Origin of the sequence: Thiocapsa imhoffii (genome assembly GCF_016583985.1) — a bacterium.
Lineage (GTDB): Bacteria > Pseudomonadota > Gammaproteobacteria > Chromatiales > Chromatiaceae > Thiocapsa > Thiocapsa imhoffii.
In genome coordinates, this window is the sequence record NZ_NRSD01000001.1 from 1 (window position 1) to 23888 (window position 23888).

General features: G+C 63.0%; 19 protein-coding genes. 13 read left to right on the forward strand and 6 right to left on the reverse strand.

What is annotated here, in order from left to right; genetic code table 11:
* The first annotated feature begins 25 nt into the window (after window positions 1–25).
* From brxC to CKO25_RS00015, 3 genes are all read left to right on the forward strand, one after another.
* Window positions 26–3565, forward strand: coding sequence for a BREX system P-loop protein BrxC (gene brxC, locus CKO25_RS00005; RefSeq protein ID WP_200385867.1), 3540 nt, complete (start codon window positions 26–28; stop codon window positions 3563–3565).
* A gap of 144 nt (window positions 3566–3709) precedes the next feature.
* Window positions 3710–4084 carry a hypothetical protein gene (locus CKO25_RS00010; RefSeq protein ID WP_200385868.1) on the forward strand — a complete coding sequence of 125 codons (375 nt, stop codon included), beginning with the start codon at window positions 3710–3712 and terminating at the stop codon, window positions 4082–4084.
* Window positions 4065–4484, forward strand: coding sequence for a type II toxin-antitoxin system VapC family toxin (locus CKO25_RS00015; RefSeq protein WP_200385869.1), 420 nt, complete (start codon window positions 4065–4067; stop codon window positions 4482–4484). Before CKO25_RS00010 ends, CKO25_RS00015 begins: the two co-directional genes overlap by 20 nt.
* Window positions 4485–4652: 168 nt before the next feature.
* Here the strand turns inward: CKO25_RS00015 and CKO25_RS00020 are convergent, their stop codons facing one another.
* Window positions 4653–5024: a hypothetical protein gene (locus CKO25_RS00020; protein ID WP_200385870.1), complete on the reverse strand. Its 372-nt coding sequence runs from the start codon at window positions 5022–5024 to the stop codon at window positions 4653–4655.
* A gap of 279 nt (window positions 5025–5303) precedes the next feature.
* Here CKO25_RS00020 and CKO25_RS00025 point away from each other — a divergent pair, with 279 nt between their 5' ends.
* The 10 genes from CKO25_RS00025 (at window position 5304) to CKO25_RS20940 (ending at window position 18790) form a co-directional block, all read left to right on the forward strand.
* Window positions 5304–9653, forward strand: coding sequence for an Eco57I restriction-modification methylase domain-containing protein (locus CKO25_RS00025; RefSeq protein ID WP_200385871.1), 4350 nt, complete (start codon window positions 5304–5306; stop codon window positions 9651–9653).
* A 13-nt stretch (window positions 9654–9666) separates the two neighbouring features.
* Window positions 9667–10920, forward strand: coding sequence for an AAA family ATPase (locus CKO25_RS00030; protein ID WP_200385872.1), 1254 nt, complete (start codon window positions 9667–9669; stop codon window positions 10918–10920).
* Window positions 10917–11618, forward strand: coding sequence for a hypothetical protein (locus CKO25_RS00035; RefSeq protein WP_200385873.1), 702 nt, complete (start codon window positions 10917–10919; stop codon window positions 11616–11618). The genes CKO25_RS00030 and CKO25_RS00035 overlap by 4 nt, the downstream gene beginning before the upstream one ends.
* A gap of 59 nt (window positions 11619–11677) precedes the next feature.
* The gene (locus CKO25_RS21760) at window positions 11678–14146 is read left to right on the forward strand and encodes a PglZ domain-containing protein (RefSeq protein ID WP_200385874.1); all 2469 of its coding nucleotides are present in this window, start codon (window positions 11678–11680) and stop codon (window positions 14144–14146) included.
* Between the two features lie 109 nt (window positions 14147–14255).
* Entirely contained in the window at window positions 14256–14522 is a 267-nt protein-coding gene (locus CKO25_RS00045) for a hypothetical protein (RefSeq protein WP_200385875.1), read from the forward strand.
* A gap of 251 nt (window positions 14523–14773) precedes the next feature.
* Window positions 14774–14947, forward strand: a complete 174-nt coding sequence (locus CKO25_RS00050; RefSeq protein ID WP_200385876.1) for a UPF0175 family protein — start codon at window positions 14774–14776, stop codon at window positions 14945–14947.
* 193 nt (window positions 14948–15140) lie between these two features.
* A complete protein-coding gene (gene brxL, locus CKO25_RS00055) occupies window positions 15141–17189 on the forward strand; it encodes a protease Lon-related BREX system protein BrxL (RefSeq protein WP_200385877.1) in 2049 nt (682 codons plus the stop codon).
* Window positions 17190–17220: 31 nt separating this feature from the next.
* Complete coding sequence (locus CKO25_RS00060; RefSeq protein WP_200385878.1) at window positions 17221–17874, forward strand: IS607 family transposase; 654 nt, start codon at window positions 17221–17223, stop codon at window positions 17872–17874.
* Complete coding sequence (locus CKO25_RS20935) at window positions 17852–18397, forward strand: RNA-guided endonuclease InsQ/TnpB family protein (protein WP_242467229.1); 546 nt, start codon at window positions 17852–17854, stop codon at window positions 18395–18397. The genes CKO25_RS00060 and CKO25_RS20935 overlap by 23 nt, the downstream gene beginning before the upstream one ends.
* 21 nt (window positions 18398–18418) lie before the next feature.
* Window positions 18419–18790: an RNA-guided endonuclease InsQ/TnpB family protein gene (locus CKO25_RS20940; protein WP_338115051.1), complete on the forward strand. Its 372-nt coding sequence runs from the start codon at window positions 18419–18421 to the stop codon at window positions 18788–18790.
* A gap of 149 nt (window positions 18791–18939) precedes the next feature.
* Here CKO25_RS20940 and truC read toward each other — a convergent pair whose 3' ends face one another.
* The 5 genes from truC to CKO25_RS00085 form a co-directional block, all read right to left on the reverse strand.
* Window positions 18940–19752, reverse strand: a complete 813-nt coding sequence (gene truC, locus CKO25_RS00070; RefSeq protein ID WP_207161878.1) for a tRNA pseudouridine(65) synthase TruC — start codon at window positions 19750–19752, stop codon at window positions 18940–18942.
* Between the two features lie 9 nt (window positions 19753–19761).
* Window positions 19762–19896 (reverse strand): hypothetical protein, encoded by a 135-nt coding sequence (locus CKO25_RS21530; RefSeq protein ID WP_276568991.1) that lies wholly within the window; start codon window positions 19894–19896, stop codon window positions 19762–19764.
* Window positions 19893–21725 (reverse strand): glutamine--fructose-6-phosphate transaminase (isomerizing), encoded by a 1833-nt coding sequence (gene glmS / locus CKO25_RS00075; RefSeq protein WP_200385879.1) that lies wholly within the window; start codon window positions 21723–21725, stop codon window positions 19893–19895. Before glmS ends, CKO25_RS21530 begins: the two co-directional genes overlap by 4 nt.
* Window positions 21726–21854: 129 nt before the next feature.
* The gene (gene glmU, locus CKO25_RS00080; protein WP_200385880.1) at window positions 21855–23225 is read right to left on the reverse strand and encodes a bifunctional UDP-N-acetylglucosamine diphosphorylase/glucosamine-1-phosphate N-acetyltransferase GlmU; all 1371 of its coding nucleotides are present in this window, start codon (window positions 23223–23225) and stop codon (window positions 21855–21857) included.
* A 22-nt stretch (window positions 23226–23247) separates the two neighbouring features.
* The gene (locus tag CKO25_RS00085; protein ID WP_200385881.1) at window positions 23248–23745 is read right to left on the reverse strand and encodes an FKBP-type peptidyl-prolyl cis-trans isomerase; all 498 of its coding nucleotides are present in this window, start codon (window positions 23743–23745) and stop codon (window positions 23248–23250) included.
* Window positions 23746–23888: the final 143 nt, after the last annotated feature.

The following is a 23888-nucleotide window of genomic DNA, read 5'->3' on the forward strand; positions in this document are numbered from 1 at the left end:
CCCTGAACCCTGAACCCTGAACCCCATGCCCCCAATCAAAACCCTCTTCGCCAACGACATCGACCGCCGCATCGAAGAGGTCATCAAGGTCGACCAGGCCGACGAGACGATCATCCGCGACGAGCTGGCTGAATACGTCGTCACCGACTCGATCCGTGCGCATTTTCTCAAGATCTTCGAACACTACCTGGCCACCTGGCAAAAGCCCAACGAAGGCATCGCCATCTGGACCTCGGGCTTCTTCGGCTCGGGGAAGTCCGGCTTTGCCAAGTACATCGGTCTCGCTCTCGCCAACCGTTTTATCCTCGGGCAAGGCGCGGGGGAGCTGCTCGCCGAGCGCTGCAAGGACACCAAGTCCCGGGTCCTGCTGACCAGCATCGCAGAGCAGATTCCCACCGAGGCGGTGATCTTCGATGTCTCCACCGACCGGGGCATCCGCACCGGCAATCAGAGCATCACCGAGATCATATACCGGCTCTTTCTGCAGAGCCTGGGCTATGCGCGGGATCTCGATCTCTCGGAGCTGGAGATCACCTTGGAGGAACAAGGCCGCCTCGACGCCTTCAAGGCCAAATACCGCGAGGTCTTCGACAAGGACTGGGACATCGAGAAAGGCAAGATCGCCATTGCCGTCCAGCAGGCAAGCCGCGTCATGCACGCCATGGAGCCGGACACCTATGCCACGGCCGATAGCTGGCGCGAATCGGCCATGAAACGCGCCGACATCACGCCCGGGGATCTGGCGACCCGGTGCATGGAGTTGATGTCGCGCCGGCGGCCCGGCAAGACACTCCTGTTCGTGATCGACGAGGTCGGCCAGTTCGTTGCCCGCGACGTTCAGAAGATGCTTGATCTCCAGGCAGTCGTGCAGAGCTTCGGGCGGGTCGGACGCGGCAAGCTGTGGATCCTGGTCACCTCCCAGGAAAAGCTGACGGAGCTCGTCGGCGGTCTGGACGATCGTCGCGTCGAACTCGCCCGCCTCATGGACCGCTTCCCGTCCGAGCTTCAGGTTCACCTGGAGCCCTCGGATATTTCGGAGGTCACCAGTCAGCGCGTGCTTGCGAAGAACGCCGAGGCCGAAAAGACGCTGCGCGAGCGCTTCACCGAACACCGCGGCCGGTTGACCGACAACACCCGACTCACCGCCGACATCAAGCTGCCGGAGCTGACGGCCGACGCCTTCATCGAGCTTTATCCGCTGCTCCCCTATCAGATCGATCTCATCATCCAGATCGTCTCCGGCCTGCGTACCCAGGGCGGGGCGAGCAAGCACGTCGGCGGTGCCAACCGCACCATCATCAAGCTCGCCCAGCAATTACTCATCCATCCGGACGTGGACCTGGCCAACCAGCCGCTCGGCACCCTGGCGCGGGTGGACCAGATCTACGACCTCGTTTCCGGCAACATCGGCAGCGAGATACGCGCGAAGATCGCGGACATCGGAACCAAGATCGCGCACCCGCTTGCCCAGCCGGTCGCCAAGGTGATCTGCCTGTTGCAGTACGTGCGCAGCGTCCACCGGACGGCCGAAAACATCGCCGCCGCGCTGCATCCGGCGATCGATGCCGATTCACGCCTGGCCGAGGTCCGCCAGGCCCTCGATGCCTTGGAAAAGGGTCTCATGGTCCGCCGCGGCGACGACGGCTACCGGATCCCCAGCCCGGCCGAGGATGACTGGGAACGCCAGCGCTCGGGTCTCGTCCCCAAACCCGGCGATACCGCCCGCCTGCATGCGGAGGCCGTCACCGCACTCTGGCAGCCGCAACCCTCCCACAACCTGCTCGACGTCAAACCCTTCAAGGCCGGCTTGTACCTTGGCGAGCGGTTGGCGGTGGAGGGGGACATCCCGTTCCATCTGGCCCTGGCCGAGACCGGGACTGAATTCGATCAACAGGTGGAGGAGTTCCGCCGTCGCAGCCAGACCGAGACCAAGGCTGTCTTCTGGGTTGCCGCCATCGGCGACGCCATCGACCGCGAGACCGTCGAGCTCCACCGCTCCAAGGAGATCCTGTCGCGCAAGGAGCGTGGCGCCCAGACCAAGGACGAGTCCGCCCTGGTGGCGGAGGAGAAGATCCGCCAGCGCCGCCATCAGGATGAACTGAAGCGCCTCGTCAAACAGTCCCTGCTCAACGGCAGCATCTTCTTTCGCGGCAATGACCGCAGCCCGGACGAGGGTGCCGGCGATGTCTCCCGCTGCGCGGCCAAGGTCCTCTCCCGGGTCCTGCCGGAGGTCTTCGACCGCTTCGAGGAGGCCGCCGCACGGGTCGCCAAGGCCGACCTGGATTCTCTGCTGACCACCGAAAACCTGCGTGGACTGACGCCTGTCTACTCGGATCTCGGATTGGTTCGGGACCAGGGCGGCAAGCCCGTTTTCAACGTAGAGACCGGGGTACTCGCCGAGGTGCTGGCCCGCATCGAGAACCGTACCAGTTACGGCGAGACCGCCAGCGGGCGTTGGCTGACCGACGAGTTTGCCAAGGAACCCTTCGGCTGGGAGTTCGACACCGTGCGGCTCCTCGTCATCGCGCTGCTGCGCGCCGGCAAGATCGAGGCAACCAGTAAGGGGCAGGTCATCGACTCCGCCCTGTCGCTCGAGGCGCGTACGAATTTCACCAACAACAACCTGTTCCGCCAGGCATCCTTCCGCCCGCGGACCACCGACTGCGCGTTCACGGACTACATCGAGGCCGGCGAAGCCTACAAGAGCTGCTTCGGGAAAGAGATCCAGGAGTACGACGAAAACCTGATCGCGCAGGCCATCCGCGAGACCAGCGAGACCCATGAGGAAACCCTGCGGGACGTCGTCGCCCAGCTCGACAAACATGGGCTGCCCGGAAGCGAGGTGCTTGCCGCCTCACTGAGCAACATCGTGGGCTTTCGCCGCCAGAGGGATTGCCAGACGCTCAAGGCATTCAGCGCCTGCCACCAAGCGCTGAAAGAGGCCATCAAGCGGGGTGCCGAGCTTACCAACGCATTGACGGAGCCCGCACTCCACGACTTGGACCGCGCCCGCAAGGCGCTTGACAGCCTCTGGCCCTTCCTGGAGCCCGAGCCCGACCTCGGCGAGGATGACCGGGACCACGCCGAGCGGCTCAAGGACCTGCTGGCCCGGGAATCCTTCTTCCGCGAGCTGCCGGCCATCGATCAGCACACCAAGGCGCTGGAAACCGCCTACCAGGCCCGCCTCCAACAGGCGCTCGATGCGCGGACCCAGGCTTACGCAGACGCACTCCAACAACTGAACGGCACGCCCGGCTGGGACGATGTCGGCGAGGACCAACGTGATCGCATCGCCGAGCCGCTGGCAGCCTACGCTGTCGCGAAGGCACCCAACCCGACGATACCCCAGCTCCGAGCGGACCTCGACGCCTGTCCCGTGCGTCGCGACAAGGCCATCGAGGAGCTCATGCGCCTGATCGACGGCAACCGCGTTGTCAAGGTCTCGGCATCGAGCTACTTCGCCGGCGGTATCGAGAACGAGGAGCAGCTCGATCAGGCGCTCGACGGCCTGAAAGAGGAGTGTCTGGAGCTGATCGCCGCGGGCAAGAAGGTATTGGTACAGTAGGGTTCAGGGTTCAGGGTTCAGGGTTCAGGGTTCAGGGTTCAGGGTTCAGGGTGCGGGGTTCGGCCCTCGTCTTGATGGTGATCACCGGTCGGGGCACACTGGGTCGTTGGGGGCAGATCGGATCTTAGAGCGAGGTTTTCTGTCATGACACCGAGTGTTGAAGGCGTTTATGAAAACGGTCAGGTGCGTCTGTTGGAGCCGTTGCCGGGGGTGGCGTGGGCGCGGGTCGTGGTGACTGTCCTCCCGGATGCCTCGCCCCGAGGGTCACTGCTAGGGCTGTCGCCCATGGTGCCTTTGCCAGCCGCAACGGAGCCAGAGGCGACGGCGACGCCAGTCGCGCCATTGACCGGCGTTGACGCAGTCGACCATGGCCAGCCGCGCACCGAGCTTGGCCTTGAGCTCCTGGCCATTCGCCGGCGCGCCATCGCACGGGGCCTGCTGCTCCAAACCGCCGACTCCATCCTGGAGGAGGTGCAGCAAGGGCGTACGGAGGTCGGCGATGATCAAGACCTACGTTGACGCCAATGCGCTGATCGCCGCGTTTCGCGGTGATCATCCGGCTTCCGATCAAGCACTTAGGTTGCTTGGAGAGCCCGGCAGGGCCTTCGTCGCCAGTGCTTATCTGCGGCTTGAAACGTTGCGCAAACCCCTGTTCTATAAACGCGAAGATGAGATCGCGTTTATGGACTGCTATTTTTCCGCGGTCAGTTTGTGGGTCCCAACCACGGACACCTTGGTCGAGCATGCCCTCGTGTTGGCGGCTCAACGGGATCTCGGCGCCATGGATGCGCTGCACGCCGTCGCGGCATTGCAGGCCGGTGCAGAGGTCTTTGTGACCCTGGAGCGTCCGACTAAACCCTTATTCCACGTACCGGGACTGAACACGATTTCACTGCATCCCAAGCAAATTGATTTATGACCCTCTTCATTTGCCTGATTGAGGCCGCGGACGAGTCCACCGTCCCAGCTCCAGCCTCAATTGCTAGACACTGCCCGATGATAGGCTCCTGCGTGGAACGGAATAGAGCGCCGCAAATATGAGCGCGCGCGGATACTTTTCACGCGCGCGTGTATTTCCGCGCGGTAATCAATCGCAGCAAAGGCTTAGGAGTTCCAATCGTAGCTTCTCAATAAGTCGGGGCGAACTCGCGTGATCACTAAAGCAAATCAACAATTTGCGGAACCGCATCGGCTGTTTGCCACGGGTTATTGAGAAGTTACTTCCAATCCGGCCGCGAGCAACTGAGCCCCGAACCCCGAACCAATGGACAAAGACACCAGAAACCGCATCCAACGCGCCACCCAAGCCGCTCGCAAACTGCTTGAGGATGACTTCGAGGCCCAGTTGGCGGGTGTCTTCGACATCCGACTGGACGGGAGCATGTCGGCCGAGCCCGGTAGCCATCTGGATGCGGCGCAGCGGATTGTGCGGGCTAAGTTGGTGGCAGCGATCGAGCATATTCGGGTTTCAGGGATCGGGGTTCAGGTTTCAGCAGAACAGGGACGCTTTGCCGAGGCCGTAGCTGGTTTTCTGAGAGAGGCGTCGTTCACGACCTTGAACCGGTTCGTCGCGCTCAAGATGCTGGAGGCCCGAGGTCTGGTTCAGGAATGCATCTCACGGGGCGAGCAGTCGTCGGGGTTCAAGGAGTTCTGCGGCCTGGCACCTGGGCTGGTGCAGCTTCCGGATCGCGGTTATCGGCTCTATATCGAGGGTCTGTTCGACGAGATTGGCCGCGAAGTGCGAGTTCTGTTCGACCGGCGCGATCCGGCGAGCCTGCTCTGGCCAAGAAGGCAAGCGTTGACGGATCTGCTGGAGATTTTGAACCATCCGGGATTTGGAGGGTTCAGTGCGAAGGGTTCCGGAATCAAGGTTCAGGGTTCAGTAGCCACCTTCCCTGAACCCCGCACCCTGAACCCGGAACCCTCGACGGTATGGGATCAAGACGAGACCATCGGTTGGGTCTACCAGTACTACAACGACCCAGCCGAGCGCAAACGCATGCGTGACGAATCCTCCGCGCCGCGCAACAGTCGTGAGTTGGCCGTTCGCAACCAGTTATTCACGCCTCGCTATGTGGTCGAGTTCCTGACCGACAACAGCCTGGGGCGAATCTGGTATGAGATGACCTGCGGCGAAACCCGTCTGAAGGAGCAGTGCCGCTACCTGGTGCGGCATCCCAACGAGATCTTTCTTCAGTTCGACGAGGCACCGTCGCCGCAGTCAGGCCCAGCGGCTGAGCTCAGCCAGGAAGAGCTTCTCGAGCGGCCTATTGAGATTCCCTATCGTCCGCTGAAGGACCCCCGCTTGATCCGCATGATCGACCCGGCGTGCGGCTCGATGCATTTTGGTCTCTATGCCTTTGACCTCTACCAGATCATCTACGAGGAAGCTTGGGATCTCGACCTCCCCTTGCCCTCCAGAAGCGGTGCCGGGGCTGAGGGCCTTGCGCCGTTACACGCGCTTTACGCGACCAAGGACGATTACCTGCGCGACATCCCGCGGCTGATCATCGAGCACAACATCCACGGCATCGACATCGACCCGCGGGCCGCGCAGATCGCCGGCCTGTCGCTCTGGCTGCGCGCTCAGCGGGCCTGGCAGGAGCAGGGATTGCGACGGGAGGACCGCCCGCGCATCCGCCGCTCCAACATCGCGTGCGCCGAGCCCATGCCTGGCGAGGGCGCCTACCTGGATGAATTCATTGCGGCCCATCTGTCCACCACGCCCGAACAGAGGCTCCTCGGCCAACTGGTCCGCCGGGTGTTCGCGGCCATGCGCCTCGCTGGCGAGGCCGGATCCTTGCTCAAGATCGAAGATGAGATCGCCGGGGCCGTGGCCGAGGCGCGGCAACAATGGCTCACCGGCGCGAAAAAGCCCGAACAATTGGGACTGTTTGGCGACGACCGCCCCGCCCCTGAGCAACTCGCGCTGGGTCTGGACGTCACCGGGATCACTGACGCGGCTTTTTGGGAAAAGGCTGAAGAACGCATCTACGCCGCGCTCCGGGACTACGCGGAACGCACCGCGCACAGCGGCGGCTACCAGCGCCGGCTGTTTGCCAACGATGTGGCCCGCGGTTTTGCCTTCATCGACCTGTGCCGACAGCGTTATGACGTGGCGCTCATGAATCCGCCCTTCGGCGACGCCAGCCTCCCCTCGAAGCCCTACATCGAGGACACCTACGGCGACACCAAGGGCGATGTCTACAAAGCCTTCGTCGAGTGCTTCCAGGCCCGGTTGGTCCCCGCCGGCTATCTGGGTATCCTCAGCTCACGGACCGGGTTCTTTCTCGGCCAGAGCGAGGACTGGCGCATACGCGTCGTGCTGCGACTTTATCGGCCCATCTGCCTCGCCGATCTCGGCAGCGGCGTGCTCGATGCCATGGTCGAGGTCGCAGCCTATGTGCTGCGGAGCCTCTCCGAGACTGAAGCCCGCGACCTCACGCTCTCGCTGGTGCCCGTGCTCAACAGCGTCGTGCGCGACAAACAGGACCGGTTCAGTCTGCCCAAGTGGCAGGCCGCCCGGGATGGGCTCAAGCGCCATCAAGCCGTTGCCGAACTTGAGCACCTTGAAACCCATGGGTTCATCAAGCGTAGCCCTGGCGACATCGTGCGCTATACACCCCATTGGCAGGCAGCAAAGAAGGTCATGGCTGCGTCCGACCCTGTTTTCCCGGCACTCGTGTCTATCAGGGTACTGGTGGATGCGGATAAAGGCTCGGCAATTCTCTGCGCTGTTAACGCTCGATCGGATGTCCGTCGATTTATCAGCCAGCCAGCTGACTTTGCAGCAATGCCAGCAACGCCATTCTCCTACTGGGTTCCTGCGAATGTGCGACGCGTATTCAGCATCGCGGAGAAATTTGAGACTGAGGAGCGAACCGCAAGGCGAGGCCCATGCACGAGCAACGATTTTCGTTTGCTACGTCTTTGGTGGGAGGTAAATGTACCTGACATCTCTCGTCAGCGACTGTGGGTGCCCTTCGCGAAGGGGGGGGCGGCAGCGCGCTTCTACGCGGACCAATCACTGCTTGTCGCGTGGGAAGAGCGTCGATTTACCTTCCAAGGATTTTTTGGAAGGCCCGGACGCTGGATAGAGCGGCTTGAGTCCTCCGATTGCTTCTTCCGCCCAGGGATAACTTGGCCGCTGCGTGCAGCATCGCTATCGCCCCAAGTTCTTCCTCCTGGGTGCGTATTTAGCGCTCGAGGATACGCAGCATTCGCTCCTGATGATCAACTTCATGCGTTGCTGGGGTTAATGGCATCCCGCCCTTTCGATTTTATTTTTAAGAGCGTGCTAGGGCGTTTTGGTTTTCCGGAGTTTGTTGTTGGAATGCTCCAACAGCTTCCGCTACCGGACTTCGCACCTTTGGAGAGCCGGCGCATCGGTAATTTGGTTCGTCGTGCTTGGTTTGAGAAGCGTGCGCTGGACGCGGTTAACGCTGCTTCCCATGCTTTCCTTGTTCCCGCCCTGCTCACGACATCAGCAAGAACACTTGCCGAACGTACCGGAGTATGGGCCGACTGGATCCGGGTGAGCGAGGAAACCGTCACCGCGATCCAAGCAGAAATCGACGACCTCGCCTTTGACATCTATGGTCTCAGTGCCGACGACCGGGCCGCGTTGACCTCTACCCTCGCCACGGAAGCCACCGGCGAAGCGCCTGAAGCTGGCGACGAGGAGCAAGATGAAGTCTCCGCAGCCGACACCTCCGCACTCACCGCCGAGCTGCTGGCCTACGCCATCGGCTGCGCCTTTGGCCGCTGGGACATTCGTTACGCGACCGGCGAGCGCCCCGCGCCGGAAGCGCCGGACCCGTTCGATCCCCTGCCCATCTGCCCGCCCGGCCAATTACAGAACGCGCAGGGCCTGCCGACCGGCCCCGAGGACCTGCCCCCCGCCTATCCCATCGACATCCCTTGGGACGGCATCCTGGTGGACGATGCGGGACATGAGCGAGATCTGGCCGCAAGAAGCCGTGTTGTCTTCGATATCGTCTTCGCCGATGGCGCGGACGCCGCCTGGCTCGAGGCCGCCGAGATCCTCGAAGGCCGGGGGAATAACCTCCGGGCCTGGCTCGCGCGGTCATTCTTCGCGGACCACATCAAGCGCTACTCCAAGAGCCGCCGCAAGGCGCCGATCTACTGGCAGCTCGCCACCCCCTCCGCGAGCTATTCGGTTTGGCTCTATTACCATCGGTTCACTCGCGACACCCTGTACAAGGTCCTCAATGACTCCGTGACCCCCAAACTCCAACACGAGGAGCGCAAGCTGATGGGGCTGCTCCAGGGGGCCGGTGGAACCCCGACTGCCAGCCAGCGCAAAGAAATCGCCGAGCAGGAAGGCGTTGTCGAGGAGGTCCGTGCCTTCCGGGAAGAAGTCGCCCGGGTCGCGCCCCTCTGGAATCCTGATCTCAACGACGGCGTCATCATCAATTTCGCGCCCCTGTGGCGCCTGGTGCCTCAACACCGCGCCTGGCAGAAAGAGTGCAAGGGCTGCTGGGACAAACTCGCCGCCGGCGACTACGACTGGTCGCACCTTGCCATGCACCTCTGGCCCGAGCGGGTGGTACCCAAGTGCGCCACGGACCGCAGCCTCGCCATCGCCCACGGACTGGAAGATGTCTTCTGGAAGGAGGGAGACAAGGGAAAATGGCAACCGAGTACGGTTACCCAGGCAGAGGTGGACCGCCTCATCGCCGAGCGCACCTCCGCCGCGGTGAAGGACGCGCTGAAGAGCCTGCTGGAGGCCCCCGCGCCGGTCACTGGCCGCGGAGGCGGTCGCAAATCGTCGGGCCGGACTCCGGCTCGCCGTGTTTCAACCGCCCCGCGCTCAGGCAACCCCGGTCCAGACTCCAGACCATCAACGGGCTTATCGGCCCCTGATCCGGCCGCACTCGACGCCGTCAGTCAGGCCATCGCCTCCAGTCAGGGCGGCATCAGCAAGTCCGAGGTTCTCGCCGCGACCGGCCTGACCGGCGCCCAGTGGAATCTCGCCATCAACGCCCTGCTGACCGAAGGCACGGTCGCCAAGACCGGCGCCGCCCGCGGTACACGCTACCATCCAGCCAACGGCGGCAAGCATTAGGCGAACAATTGACATGCTCCAATACCTGCAATTTCAGGACGTTGGCCCTGCTCCGCAGATGGAAGTCGCGTTTCATGAGCGCATGAATTTCCTGGTTGGCGATAACGGGTTGGGGAAGACCTTCTTGCTGGACGCGGCCTGGTGGGCCTTGACCCGTACCTGGGCGCGACAAAAGCTCCTGCCGCATCGTCCTCCGACCACTCCGAAGATCACCTACCGTTACACGAAGAAAAGGGGGAGGCACGAGTACACGAGCAAGTTCGATCGAGAATCCGAACACTGGCCTCTGGCCCAGGGCCGCCCGCCAATCCCGGGATTGGTGCTCTACGCCCAAGTCGATGGAGGCTTTTCGGTGTGGGATCCGGCGCGTAATTATTGGAAGGGTGAGAACCCTGAGCGGCAGCCCGCCTATCTGTTTTCGCCGCAATCGGTTTGGGATGGATTGCCGCTGAACGAACCGGTTAAGTACTGCAACGGTCTGATCGCGGACTGGTCGAACTGGCAGCTCGAAAACGGTCAGGCATTCGAGCAATTGCAGAGTGTCTTGCGGGCGCTCTCGCCCTCTGACGAGGAGCCATTGGAGTCCGGCGCCCTGGTCAAGGTCTCTTTGAGCGACGCGCGCAAACACCCCACCATCAAGATGCCCTATGGCTTGCAGGTCCCACTGATACACGCTTCCGCGGGAATACGCCGCATCGTCTCCCTCGGCTATCTGCTGGTGTGGGCCTGGCAGGAGCACCTCGCCTCGGCCGATCTTCAGGGGGTTGCGCCGGCGCGGGAGATCGTGTTTTTGATCGACGAAGTGGAGGCCCACCTGCATCCCCAGTGGCAGCGTCGCATCGTGCCCGCGCTTCTGGACGTCATGGAAGCGCTCACCGGAACGCATACGATCCCAGTGCAGTTGATCACCGCAACGCATTCGCCGTTGGTGCTCGCCTCGTCGGAGTCGCGCTTCGACGATCGTAAAGATGCCATCTGGGAGCTTGATCTGAACCATGGCGCGGTGCAGCTACGAGAGTTCCCATGGAGCCGCCTGGGCGATGCCAACGCATGGTTGACGTCGTCGGCCTTCGACTTGAAGGAGCCCAGATCCTTGGAGGCGGAGCTGGCCATGACCCAAGCGCTGGCGTTGTTGCGAAAGGAATCCCCGTCTCTCGCGGAAATCGATAAGGTCGATGCAGCATTGCGGGGCGTGTTGAGCGACATCGACCGATTTTGGGTCCGCTGGTCCCACTATCGGGATTCGCAGAAGGTGCGTGGCAGTTGATCAGGGTTACGCCGGCTCCCGAGCCACCCGATTTCGATGCAAAGGTGCGTCAACCCGGATTGCGTGCAATCGCCGAGATGACTGGTCAGGTGCCAGCCTATCCGCGCAGGTCGGGCAAGGCATTCAAGCAACGGACCCGCCAGGAGGTCCAGTCCGACGGTACCAGCATCTCCGTCTCGATCGACCGTCCGGAGGATCTGCCGGCGTCCGAGATCGAACCCTATTGGACCAATGCGATCGCTGATCTGATGCAAGCCTACGACGAAGTCTGTGCCTATTCGTGCTTTCGCATTCACCCGGTGACGGGGGCGGCCTCGGTCGATCACATGGCCCCGAAGTCGCGGGCCTGGGATCGCGTCTACGAGTGGGATAATTATCGGCTGGCGGCTGCGCGATTGAACGCGCGCAAGAACGCTTTCGGGGACGTGCTCGATCCGTTCGAGGTGCAAAACGGGTGGTTCGAGTTGGAATTGGTCGGATTCCAGATCATCCCGGCACATGGGCTGACGAAGGATATTTGCAAACAGGTCCAGAATACGATCGATCGGCTCCGGCTGAACGACTTCCGATCCAGTCGCGAGGAGGACGCAGTTATCTATTGGGAGAGGCACATTTCATTCGCTCGGCTGATGAGGGAGTCTCCATTCGTCGCGATGGAGCTACGCCGTCAAGGACGGCTGCGTGATGGAGACGCCTGATGCACACTTTCCACGCCTATCTCTGCGAACATCTTGACAGCCTGCTACGCAAGCGCTCGGTGGTCGTGTTCTACGACCCACGCAGTGAATTCACCCCCTTTTTCGACCGTGAGCTGGAGCCGCTCGATGGCGGCCCGCTGCCTAGGGTGGCGATCGGCACCAGCTCCCCCTTTCTCGCCCGCTACGAAGGCAGCTTCTTCGGTCTACGTGCGGCGGTCGAGCCGATCGTGGCGGCCGACCAGCCGGAATCCTTGATCCTGTATCTGCCGGGCATTGCCAAGGATCGGCAGGGCTCGGTGCTGATGGAGCTGGAGCGGGCCGGGACCTGCTACGAGCCGCAGCTCAGGCGGCTGGCGCTCAACGTGCTGCGTCAGCGGTTTACCGACGGGCAGATCGACGAGATGCTCCGGTCTTCGGCGGTGACCTATGACGATATCGTCGCCTTCCTCGGCCAGGGCGGACAGGTGGCTTCGGTGCTCCACACCCTGTTCGGCGGTGCCCAAGGCGAGATGCTGCTGACCCAGTGGTTGGCGTCCGACGCCAGGGACGAGACCCTGCTTGAGAAGGATGCGCTGCCCGAGTTGCGCAAGCTGATCAAGGTCCGGTTGGGCTTGGACCTGCCGGCGGACACGAGCCTCCCCAAGGCGCGCGAGCGGACCTGCCGCTATGTCCTGGTCAACGAGTTCCGTGCCGATCTGTCCTGTGCGCCGCCGAAGTCTGTCGGGATGGTGCCGGACCCGCCTGGCAAGGAGTACGCCGAGCGTATCCGCGATGTCGCAGAAGGCCTGCGAAGGCGCTCTCCTGATGTGTACCCGGGCCTGGCGGATTCCGTAGAACAGGAGCTGGGTCTCGCAGGGGCAGGCGTCGAGGCCGCACACCTGGGGGGTATCGACACCTTCAGGTTCGAGGAGGAGCGGCTCCTTGCCCATGCCGCGGCGCTGATTGCCGGCAAAGGCTACGACGCGGCACTCGCAATCATCGACGCGCGCGTGCGCAGCTTCTGGGTCGATCGCGACGTGCGACGTCAGGCGCAGTGGGGTGCCTGTCGGCAGATGGCAGAGCTGGGGCGCACGCTCGAGGAGATCCGCTCGGCGCTCGGCAGGGTGGGGAGCGATCCCGCAAAGTGGCTGGCGGCCTATGTCGCGGAGGACGGCTGGCACCGTGCCGACGGCCTGCAGCGGCGGCTGGAGACCTGGGTCGCCGGGATGGACGACGAACCCGAGGCGGAACGGGCCTTGGCCGTTGTTCGGCAGGAGCATGAGCATCTGCTGCGCGCGATGGCCGACGGGTTTACCAAGGCGTTCCGAACGTCCGCATGGACCATCGCTGGGGCGCTGCACCAAACCCGCATCTATCCGGAGGTCGTGCAGACCATGGGTGGACGGGTCGCCTATTTCCTCGTCGATGCCATGCGCTACGAGATGGGTGTGGAGCTGGCGCGCCAGATCGAGGGGGCCAGGGAACTGACGGTGCGCGCGGCGATTGCGGCGCTGCCCTCGATCACCCCGGTCGGCATGGCCGCGCTGCTGCCCGGAGCGGCGGCGAGCTTCGACGTGGTCGACGCCAAGGGGAAGCTCGCGGCGCGGATCGAAGGCACCGAGCTCAAGGAATCACCCGACCGCATGCGCTTTCTCAAAACCAAGGTCCCGGACGCGGTGGAGATGACGTTGGGCAAGCTGCTCAGCAGCTCTCAGGCCAAGGTTGCGAAGGATATCGGCACGGCGCCGCTGGTCGTGATCCGCTCCCAGGAGATCGATCTCGTCGGCGAGATGGACGTTGACCTGATCGCGCGCCAGATCATGGACAGCCTGATCGGCAACCTCGCTCGCGCGGTGAAGAAGCTCGCCGCCGCGGGCATCGAGCGTTTCGTGATTACCGCCGACCATGGTCACCAGTTCTCGATCCGCAAGGACGACGACATGAAGACCGACAGCCCCGGCGGAGTCACCCTGGATCTGCATCGGCGCTGCTGGATCGGACACGGCGGCAGCACGCCCGCCGGCGCGGTGCGAGTGCCCTGCGCCGAGCTCGGTTATCGGACCGATCTGGATGCGGTCTTCCCGACCGGTCTCGGGGTCTTCAAGGCAGGCGGGAGTCTGAGCTTCCACCATGGCGGATTCAGCCTGCAGGAGTTGGTGATCCCGGTGATCAGCCTACGCCTGGCCGCCGGCAAACCGGCCGCGGTACCCGGCATCCAGGTTCGCATCGAAGGCTATCCGGCGGCGGTGACCAATCGCACCTTCGGGCTCAAGCTCGCCGCAGCGGGTGATCTGCTGGCAACCGAGCCGCTCGTGGTCCGCGTTCTCCTGATGGCCGGCGCCGAGGAGGTCGGTCGCGCCGGGATGGCGGTCGGCGCCGACCTCGATCGGGTGACCGGCGCCCTGACATTGGCGCTGGGGAGCGAGGCGAGTGTCGGCATGATGTTGACCAACGACGCCTGCCAATCGCTGCGCGTCGTGGTGCTGGATTCACATACGGACAGCGTGTTGGCCGAGTCCGACGAGCTGGCGGTCAAGCTGGGGATTTGAGGGGGAAGGGTGTGGGGTGCGGGGGACAGGGCTCAGCCGGAACGCCGAACGATCACGAAACATGCCACGCTGACCAATATCTCTAGCACTATTGAAAAAGGACTAAGCGATGCAAAGCCTGACCTTTGAAACAAAGGTTCCGACCGACCACCAGGTACAGCTGCCGGATGATCTGCCGGTGGGCGTTCTCGTCAGAATTACCGTTGAGCGACTGACGGACGATCCGATGGCCGAGGACTATCAGCCTCGCACCGAAATCGGTCGACTGGCTCTCGCGGCGCGTAAGGCGTACCTCGCGAGCGGGGGCGAATTGCGAAGTGCCGATGAGATTAGCGAAGAGGTCCGCCGCCGCCGTGGTGGTCTGTCTGATGAGTAGACGGCGTACCGCCATCGATGCCAATCTGCTGATCGCCGCGTGGTCTGCACGCGCGCCGTTGTTCGAAACGGCGTTGGCGATCCTGGAAGATCCCGACCGCATCTTGATCGTCAGCGACGCGCTCTGGTTGGAAGTGATGCCTAAAGCGATCCATTACAGACAGGTGGCGGAGAGCACCTTTTACCTGTCCGTTTTCGCCCGCGCAGAGCATCAGCCGTGGTCCTCCATGCTCGTCGATTCGGCCAAGCGAGATGCGAATCGCCGCGGCGGTGCAGTGGTATGCGCAAGGGATCCTGTCCCAAGGCAAAGCGGCGGAACTCGCGGAACTGAGCCGCGCGGACTTTCTGGACGAGCTCTTCCGGCGCAAAATTCCGGCCTGCCAGGTCACCCCGGACGAGTTGGCGGAGGAGATCCATGGCGCCTGAGCACTGGACTGTCAACGCCTCGCCGCTCATCCTGCTTGGCAAGGCCGATGCTCTCTGGCTCCTTGCCGAGCTTGGCGGCCCTCAACCCCCATCTTGTCCTCACATACCGGCCCGTGATCAGCCTGTCGCGACTGAGGCGACCAATCCAGCCCTGATGATAAAGCCAATCCAGAACCCCTGAACCCCGAACCCTATGACCAACTCCCCACCCTCCCGCGATTCCCTCGACGACAAGGTTAACCGCGTCTTCGCCGGCAAGGTGGTTCGCAAGGACCTGGTCCGCAAAGTGAAAGTCGGGGCCAATGTCCCGGTCTTTGTCCTGGAGTACCTGCTCGGGAAGTACTGCGCATCATCCGATGAGATGGCGATCCAGATGGGTCTGCAGGTGGTCAACGACACCCTGGCCGACAACTACATCCGCCCGGACGAGAGCACGAAGGCACAGAGCAAGGTCAAAGAGAACGGCCGACACACCTTCATCGACAAGGTGAAGGTCCGTCTGGTGGACTCCCAGTACTGGGCCGATGTGACGAATTTCGGGCATAACCACGTTCACATTCCGGACCGTTACGTGCGGGACTTCGATCGGCTTCTCACCGGCGGCATCTGGGCGCAGGTGGACATGCGCTTCGAGTACGACGAGGAGACCAAAGGGAAGAACCCGTTCTGGATCGACAAGCTCACGCCGATTCAGCTCGCCAGTTTCGATCTGGATGAGTACCGTCGGCTGCGCGCGGAGTTCACCACCGAGGAGTGGCTCGACTTCATCCTGCGCAGCATGGGTTACGAGCCGACGGCGATGGAGCGGCGGCTCAAGCTCCTATTCCTGATCCGCCTGATCCCGCTCTGCGAGCGCAACTACAACCTGGTGGAGCTCGGTCCGCGCGGGACCGGCAAGAGCTATGCGGTGCAGGAGCTCTCGCCCTACGCCGCCCTGCTCACCGGCCCGACGACGGTGGCCAACCTCTTCGGCCACATGAACGGCAAACAGAAGGGCATGCTGATGATCTGGGATGTGGTCGGCTTCGACGAGGTCGCCGATCTGCAGAAGATGCCCAAGGAGGTCATCACGACGCTGAAGACCTTCTGCGAGTCCGGCCAGTTCCAGCGCGGCCAAGAGGCGATGGCGGGCTACGCCAGTATCGCCATGTTCGGCAACACCCAGCAGCCGATCGACGTCATGGTCCAGACCGGGCATCTGTTTGCTCCAATGCCCGATGTGATCCGCGACGACATGGCCTTCATCGATCGGCTGCACTTCTACCTGCCGGGTTGGGAAGTGCCGAAGATGCGCAACGAGCACTTTACCGACCACTATGGCTTCGTGATCGACTATCTGGCCGAGGCCCTGCGGGAGCTGCGCAAGCACAATTTCACCGAGATCATCGACCACTACTTCGCGCTCGGATCACACCTGAACGCCCGCGATCGCAAGGCGGTGCGGCGAACGGTGTCGGGCTTGGTGAAGATCCTCCACCCGCATGGGCAGGTGTCTCGCGAAGATCTCGCCGAGCTCCTCGAGTTGGCGCTGGAGGGCCGTCGCCGGGTGAAGGAGCAGCTCAAGAAGATGGGCTCCTTCGAGTACTACCAGACGTCCTTCAGCTATCTGGTGAACGACACGGGCGAAGAGAGGTTCGTCGGGGTGGCGGAGCAGGGCGGTCGGGATCTCATCTCGGCCGATCCGCTGCCGCCCGGGACGCTCTACACCGCATCGGTCAGCGGAGACGGCACGGTGGGTCTCTACCGTGTCGAGATCACGCTCTCCTCGGGAACCGGAAAACTGAAATTCGCCGGCGGAGTAAGCGGATCCATGAAGGAGTCCGTCAACCGCGCATTCAGCTTTCTCTCTGCAAGCAAGACCGCGTTCGGCGTGCCGCGCGAGATGGACACCTCCGACTTCCACGTCGAGGTCATTGATCTGCTCGGCAACAAGGTCGAGGCCGAGATCGGCGTCGCGTTCTTTGTCGCGGCCTACTCCGCGTTGCGAAAGGCGCCGCCCCAACCCGCTCTGCTGGTGCTCGGAGACATGAGTATCCAGGGCAACGTCAAGCCCGTGCGCTCTCTCACCGAGCCGCTCCAAGTCGCGATGGACAACGGCGGCAAACGCGCGCTGATCCCGATCGAAAACAAGCGACAGTTTCTGGATGTGAATCCAGAGGTTCTGGAGCACGTCGATCCGGTGTTCTTCGGCGACATGCGCCAGGCGGCGTTCAAGGCCCTGGGGCTGGTCACTGGCGCTTGAAATCTTAGCCAATCTGCCATAACCATGTGCTATGGAACGCAAGCTAGTCAAGATTGGTGAAGCCGCCGCGATGATCGGCTCGACCCCCGCGACCTTGCGTAAGTGGGAGTCGACAGGCGAGCTTCTCCCCGCGTGCAAAACGAAGGGCGGGACTCGGTACTACGCTGTTGCCGATCTGCTTGCGCTTGGGGATGTGGACGCCCCGACGATCTGCTACGCGCGGGTGTCGAGCCACGATCAAAAGACGGACCTTGATCGTCAGCACGAGATGCTTGAAGCCTACTGCGCTGCGAAGGGTTGGCGCACGGAGGTCATTCGCGACCTCGGGTCCGGCATGAACTATCGGAAGAAAGGGCTTCAGACGCTCTTGGAGATGATCCTTCGACGCCAGATGCGCCGTTTGGTGTTGACGCACAAGGACAGGCTCCTGCGTTTCGGTTCTGAACTGGTTTTTTCGTTGTGCGAGATACAGGGCATTGAGATCGTCATCATCCACAAGGGTGAGCAGCCGAGCTTCGAAGAAGAGCTTGCCCGGGACGTGCTGGAAATCATCACGGTCTTTTCGGCCCGGCTGTACGGCAGTCGTTCAAGAAAGCACAAGAAGCTGCTGGCGGACCTTCAGTCTGCTGGTGACGCTATTGCGGAAGAACTCGGGATCTACGATGTTGCTCGCCCACAAGATTGAACTGCGTCCGACAGCCGAACAAGCGGGCTATTTAGCGCGTGCTTGCGGGTCTCGTCGTCATTGCTACAACCAGCTGCTTGAACACTTCAGTCAAAAGGACGTGAAGTGGTCGAAAGCTGCGGCGTACCAGCACTATATGAAGGTGATCCGCCCGGCGCACCCCTGGTACAACGAAGTGTCCAGCCGAGTGACCCGCAACGCGATTGATGACCTCGACAACGCCTTCAAGCACTTCTTCCGCCGTGTGAAGCTGGGCCAGAAACCAGGCTTCCCGACATTCAAGAAGGAAGCTGTCGGCGTCGATTTCGGCATCAAGTCTTTGGCGGTCACCTCGGACGGCACCGTCTTCCCTGAGAACAACGCACTGAAGCGGAACTTGAAGGCGTTGAAGAGAAAGCAGCGCAGACTGTCGCGCAAGCAGAAAGGATCGAACCGCCGGGCGAGAGCCAAGCTCGCGGTTGCCAAGCTGCACAAGCGCATCAGCGATCAGCGCCAAGCTGTGCTGCACGAGTTGTCGGACTAGTTAACCCGCGACGATAAGGTCATCTGCCTGGAAGACCTGAACGTCAAAGGCATGGTCAGGAACGGCAGGCTCGCCCGCCCGATCAGTGATGCCGGTTTCGGCCTGCTGCGGCGGATGATCGAGTACAAGGCCGAACTGCGCGGCGTCGAAGTGTCCTTCATCTGGCGCTTCGAGCCGAGCAGCCGGACTTGCTCTGAATGCGGTCAACGGCATGACATGCCGCTATCGGTGCGCACGATGAAATGCGACTGCGGCAACGTCATGGATCGCGACCTGAACGCGGCCAGGAACATCCTGGCTCGTGGTCTGGACACGCTTAGGCCGGACCTTAAACGCACGCACGAGTTGCGTCAGACCTTGGGCTCGCCCAAGGCCGCGACGATGACGGCGTGAACATGCCGGATCAGAGCAGATTGTGTTGATGATCTTAGGCATTTATGAGCGGTTGACATGACTAAGTGTTCGCGTCGATGGCGTGCCCTGTTCCGTGCCCGGTGCCTGATGGCATCACACCGGAGTGGGCTGAAAGACGATGGTCGTCGTCAAGGCCCGTGACCGACCTCAGGGTGTGGTGCGATCCTGTCGCTCCAGCCAAGTGCGGCGAGGATCCGCTGGAATTCGGCTGCCGGCGGCGCGGTGATGCGCAGCGGCTCGCCACTGGTGGGATGGAGGCACTGGAGCGCGGTCGCGGCGAGCAGGAGTCGCTGGTTGTCGAAGTGCTCGCGAAAGAAGCGGTTATGGCGGCCGTCGCCGTGGGTGGTGTCGCCGATGATCGGGTGGAAGATGTGTTTCAGATGACGGCGCAACTGGTGTTGACGACCGGTGCGGGGCCGCAGCTCGAGCAGTGAGTAGCGGGCGGTGCGGTAGCGCCCAACTGGATGCGGCAGTTCGACCCGTGCCAGGCAGCGATATTGGGTGGACGCTGTTTGAGGGGCCTTGTCCCGATCGGCCTGTGCGTCGGCGATCGGATCGAGCCGTTCGGTGAGCGCGGTGTCGATCGAGCCGGTCTCCTGGGTGTAGCCACGCACGATTGCGAGATACTGTTTGCGCACGTGACCGGCGCTGAACTGCTCGACGAGCGCACGCGCGGTGCCTGGGTCGAGGGCAAACAGCAACACGCCAGAGGTGGGCTTGTCGAGACGATGCACCGGGTAGACGCGCTGGCCGATCTGGTCGCGCACCAACTGGACGGCGGCGTGGCGCGCATGCCGATCGATGCGACTGTGATGCACCAGCAGTCCCGCTGGTTTGTGGACCGCGACCAGGGTCTGGTCGAGATAGAGAATGTCCACCGAGGCTAAGTGTTGAGCAGGGTGATGCGTGTTTGAACAGGTGTCATGATCGACAAGGGCCATTGTGCCGGGTCATGCCTCGGGCTCCAACTGGTGATCCGCGCGCGCCGCGAAGAACAGGCGCGCTTCACGCGGAATCTGGTCTTTCAGACTCGGGTTGGCGAGACGATCCCAATGCAGAAGATCGACCTTGATTGACTCCGTCACTCCACAGTGACTGATTTCGCCAGGTTTCGCGGTTGGTCGACATCGGTCCCCTTGAGCACGGCGACGTGATAGGCCAGGAGCTGCATCGGGATGGTGAAGATGATGGGGTCGAGCAGGTCGTCGGTCTCGGGGAGGCGGATGACGGTGACCCCGTCCTCTTCACTCATGGGGACATCGCGATCGGCGAAGACATAAAGCTGTCCGCCGCGCGCACGCACCTCCTCGAGATTGGATTTCAGCTTTTCGAGCAGGCTGTTGTTGGGCGCGACCGCGACGACGGGCATCTGATCATCGATGAGTGCGAGGGGACCGTGCTTGAGTTCGCCAGCCGGATAGGCCTCGGCATGGATATAGGAGATTTCCTTGAGTTTGAGAGCGCCCTCCATCGCGATCGGGTACTGCTCGCCACGTCCGAGGAACAGGGTGTGCTGCTTGTCGACGAAGGTTTCAGCGAGCGCAGCGATGCGCGCATCCAGTTCCAGCACGGCCTCGATCTTGGTGGGCAAGGTGCGCAGGATGGTGACCATGGCGGCCTCGGTGGCCTCGTCGAGGGACTGGGCGCGGCCGAGTGCCAGGGTCAGGAGCAGGAGCGCGACCAATTGGGTCGTGAAGGCCTTGGTCGAGGCGACGCCGATTTCGGGGCCGGCGTGCGTGAGCAGCACCAGGTCGGATTCGCGCACCAGTGAGCTTTCGGGGACATTGCAGATCGCGAGTGTCGCGGCGAAGCCGGACTCCTTCGCGAGTCGCAGGGCGGCGAGGGTGTCGGCCGTCTCCCCCGACTGCGAAAGGGTGACGAAGAGGGCATCGGTCGGGACCACGTGCTTGCGGTAGCGGTACTCGCTTGCGACCTCGACCGTGCAGGGCAGTCCGGCGATGGATTCGATCCAATAACGGGCGACCAACGCGGCGTGATAGCTGGTGCCACAGGCGACCAGGACGACCGAACGGGCTCGCTGGAAGACCTCCGGCGCGCCATACCCGAAACTCTCCGGGACCACGTGAGCTCCGGCGATGCGCCCTTCGAGGGTGTCCGCGACCGCGCGGGGTTGCTCGAAGATCTCCTTGAGCATGAAATGGCGATAGTCACCGCGCTCGGCGGCATCAATCGAAATGGTGGAGGTGGTCACCGGGCGGGTGACCCGTTGACCATCACGATCCCAGATGCGCACCTCATCGCGGGTCAGTTCGGCCAGATCACCTTCCTCGAGAAAGATGAAGCGATGGGTGACCGGCAGCAGCGCGAACACGTCCGAGGCGATGAAGTGCTCCCCGAAGCCCACACCGATCACCAGCGGGCTGCCTTGCCGGGCGGCGACCAGGTGATCGGGATCCTTGGCATCGATGACGCCGAGGGCATAGGCTCCACGCAGGGTGGCGGTGGCACGCCGCACGGCGTCGATCAAGTCCCCGCCAGCCGCGAGTTCGTCGTAGATGGCGTGGACAATGACCTCGGTATCGGTCTCTGAGGTAAAGCGATGGCCGGCTGCGAGTTGGTCGCGGCGCAGCACTTCATGATTCTCGATGATGCCGTTGTGCACCACCAGACAGCGGTCGCGACAGACGTGGGGGTGCGCGTTGCGGGCCGCGGGCTCTCCGTGGGTCGCCCAGCGGGTATGGGCGATGCCGAGCGTGCCGGCCATCGGCGTCTCGGCGACTGCCTCGGCGAGACGCGCCACCTTGCCGAGCGTGCGGGCGCGGTTCAGTGCCCCAGCGGGATCAAGGATGGCGATCCCGGCTGAATCATAGCCGCGATACTCGAGTCGTCTCAGGCCCTCGAGCAGGATGGCCGAGACCGGACGCTGCGCAATGGCGCCGACGATGCCACACATGGATGATTTCCCCGTCAGTGATCCTGAGTCCAGCCGTCAGTGTACCCGGCGTGTCGTGCGGGCGCTCGCCATCGGTTTTCCCGCGATGGGCCGGGCGGCTGACCAGTCCTCGGCGTAACGCCGTTGGCATCAGGGTGTAGGACGTTTCTTGGGCCGCTGCCAGCCGGGAATGGTCGCCTGTTTGGCGCGCGTCAAGGTCAATTCAGCGGCCGGTGCATCGCGCGCGATCACCGAACCGGCGCCGATCGTCGCATCCGCACCGATGCGCACCGGAGCGACCAGCGCGCTATTGGAGCCGATGAAGGCACCGCGCTCGATCGTGGTTTGCCACTTGTTTGCGCCGTCATAATTGCAGGTAATGGTTCCGGCTCCGATGTTCACGTCCGCACCGATCTCGGCGTCGCCGAGATAGCTCAGGTGATTGGCTTTGCTGCCGGTGCCCAGCTGTGTTTGCTTGAGTTCGACGAAATTGCCGACGTGGGTCCGATCGGCGAGTTGGGTGCGCGGGCGCAGGCGCGCGAAGGGGCCGATCCGGGCCTCCGCGCCGACGAGGGCGCCCTCGATGATCGAATGCGCCGAGATCTGGGTGCCGCGCCCGATGCGGCAGTCCTTGAGCACACAGCCCGGGCCGATTTGGACGCCCTCGGCAAGCCAGACCTCACCCTCGATCACGCAGTTGATATCGATGCTGACATCCTGCTCGACATGGAGTCGACCGCGTAGATCGAAGCGCGTGGGGTCGGCGAGGGTGACGCCGGCCCGCATCAGCCGCTCGGCCGCTTGCTGCTGATAGTCTCGTTCCAAGGTCGCGAGTTGGACGCGATCGTTCACGCCGGAGATCTCGGCGAGACGACTGGGTTGGACGGTGGCAATGGTCACGCCCTCGCGGGCGGCGAGGGCGGTGATGTCCGTGAGGTAGTACTCACCCTGACGGTTGTCGTTGCCGACCTGGCTCAACCAGGTCTCGAGACGGGCACGCTCAGCGACCAGGAAGCCCGAATTGATCTCGGTGATGGCTTGTTGCGCCGGGCTAGCATCGCGCTGCTCGACGATCCCCGTGACCCGGCCGCTGGGATCACGCAGGATGCGCCCGTATCCGGTGGGGTCGGCGAGTTCGGCGGTCAGAATCCCCAGCGCGGTTTCTGCCGAGGCCTCGAGCAGCCGCTGCAATGTTGCGACCGTGATCAGTGGGACATCCCCGTAGAGGATGAGGATGCGATCCATGTCGTTGACGATGGGCAGTGCCTGCATCACCGCATGTCCGGTTCCCAACTGTGGGTGTTGGACGACCCAGCGACAGTCGGCGTCGGCCAGCCGCTCGCGCACCAACTCACCACCGTGGCCATGGACGATCACGATGGCCTCGGCGGCAAGTCCGCGTGCCGTTTCGAGCACATGGTCCAGCAGTGGCCGACCGGCCAATGGGTGGAGTACTTTGGGCAGGCTGGACTGCATCCGCTTGCCAAGCCCCGCGGCCAAGATCACGACACCGAGCTTCATGCCTTGCCTCCTACCCTAGCCATCAATGCAAACTGCCGCCCGGGAGCCGCTCGTCCCCACCGAGATCGGCGGACAATTCAGCGTGGGTCGGTTCGCGCACCTCGACAATCCGAATGCGCACCTGCAGTGGTTTGCCCGCGAACGGATGGTTGCCGTCGACCGTGAGCAGACCATTCTCGATCTGCGTGACATGGAATTGCCGAACCTCGCCCTGTTCGTTCTGCATCGGCACTTCGGCGCCGATGAAGTGAAACTCCGATGGGACGTTCTCGAGCTGGTCGGTGAAGGTGAGGCTGGGATCGCGGGGTCCAAAGCCCTGCTCGGGCGCGAGGGCCAAGGCCACCTCGTCGCCGACACAACACCCCTCAATCGCGGCATCCATCCCACCGATGAGTTCGGTCTGGCCGCCGTGGATGTAACCGACGGGGACATCGGTCTGTTCGAGGAGCTGACCCTCATGGTCTTCGATGCGGTAGGTCAGGGCGACGAATTTGCCGGTTCCGATGAGTTCGTCTGGCATGCTGCGGAGGACCTCAGGTTCGGGATCGTCGGAGGGGCCCGACACCGGGCGGCGGATCAGGCCGTTGAAGATAGGCTGGCGGGGTTCTTGAAAGCGTGAGCCCGCTCGAGGGGAGCGGGCCGTCGATCACTGGGGCCGGACGC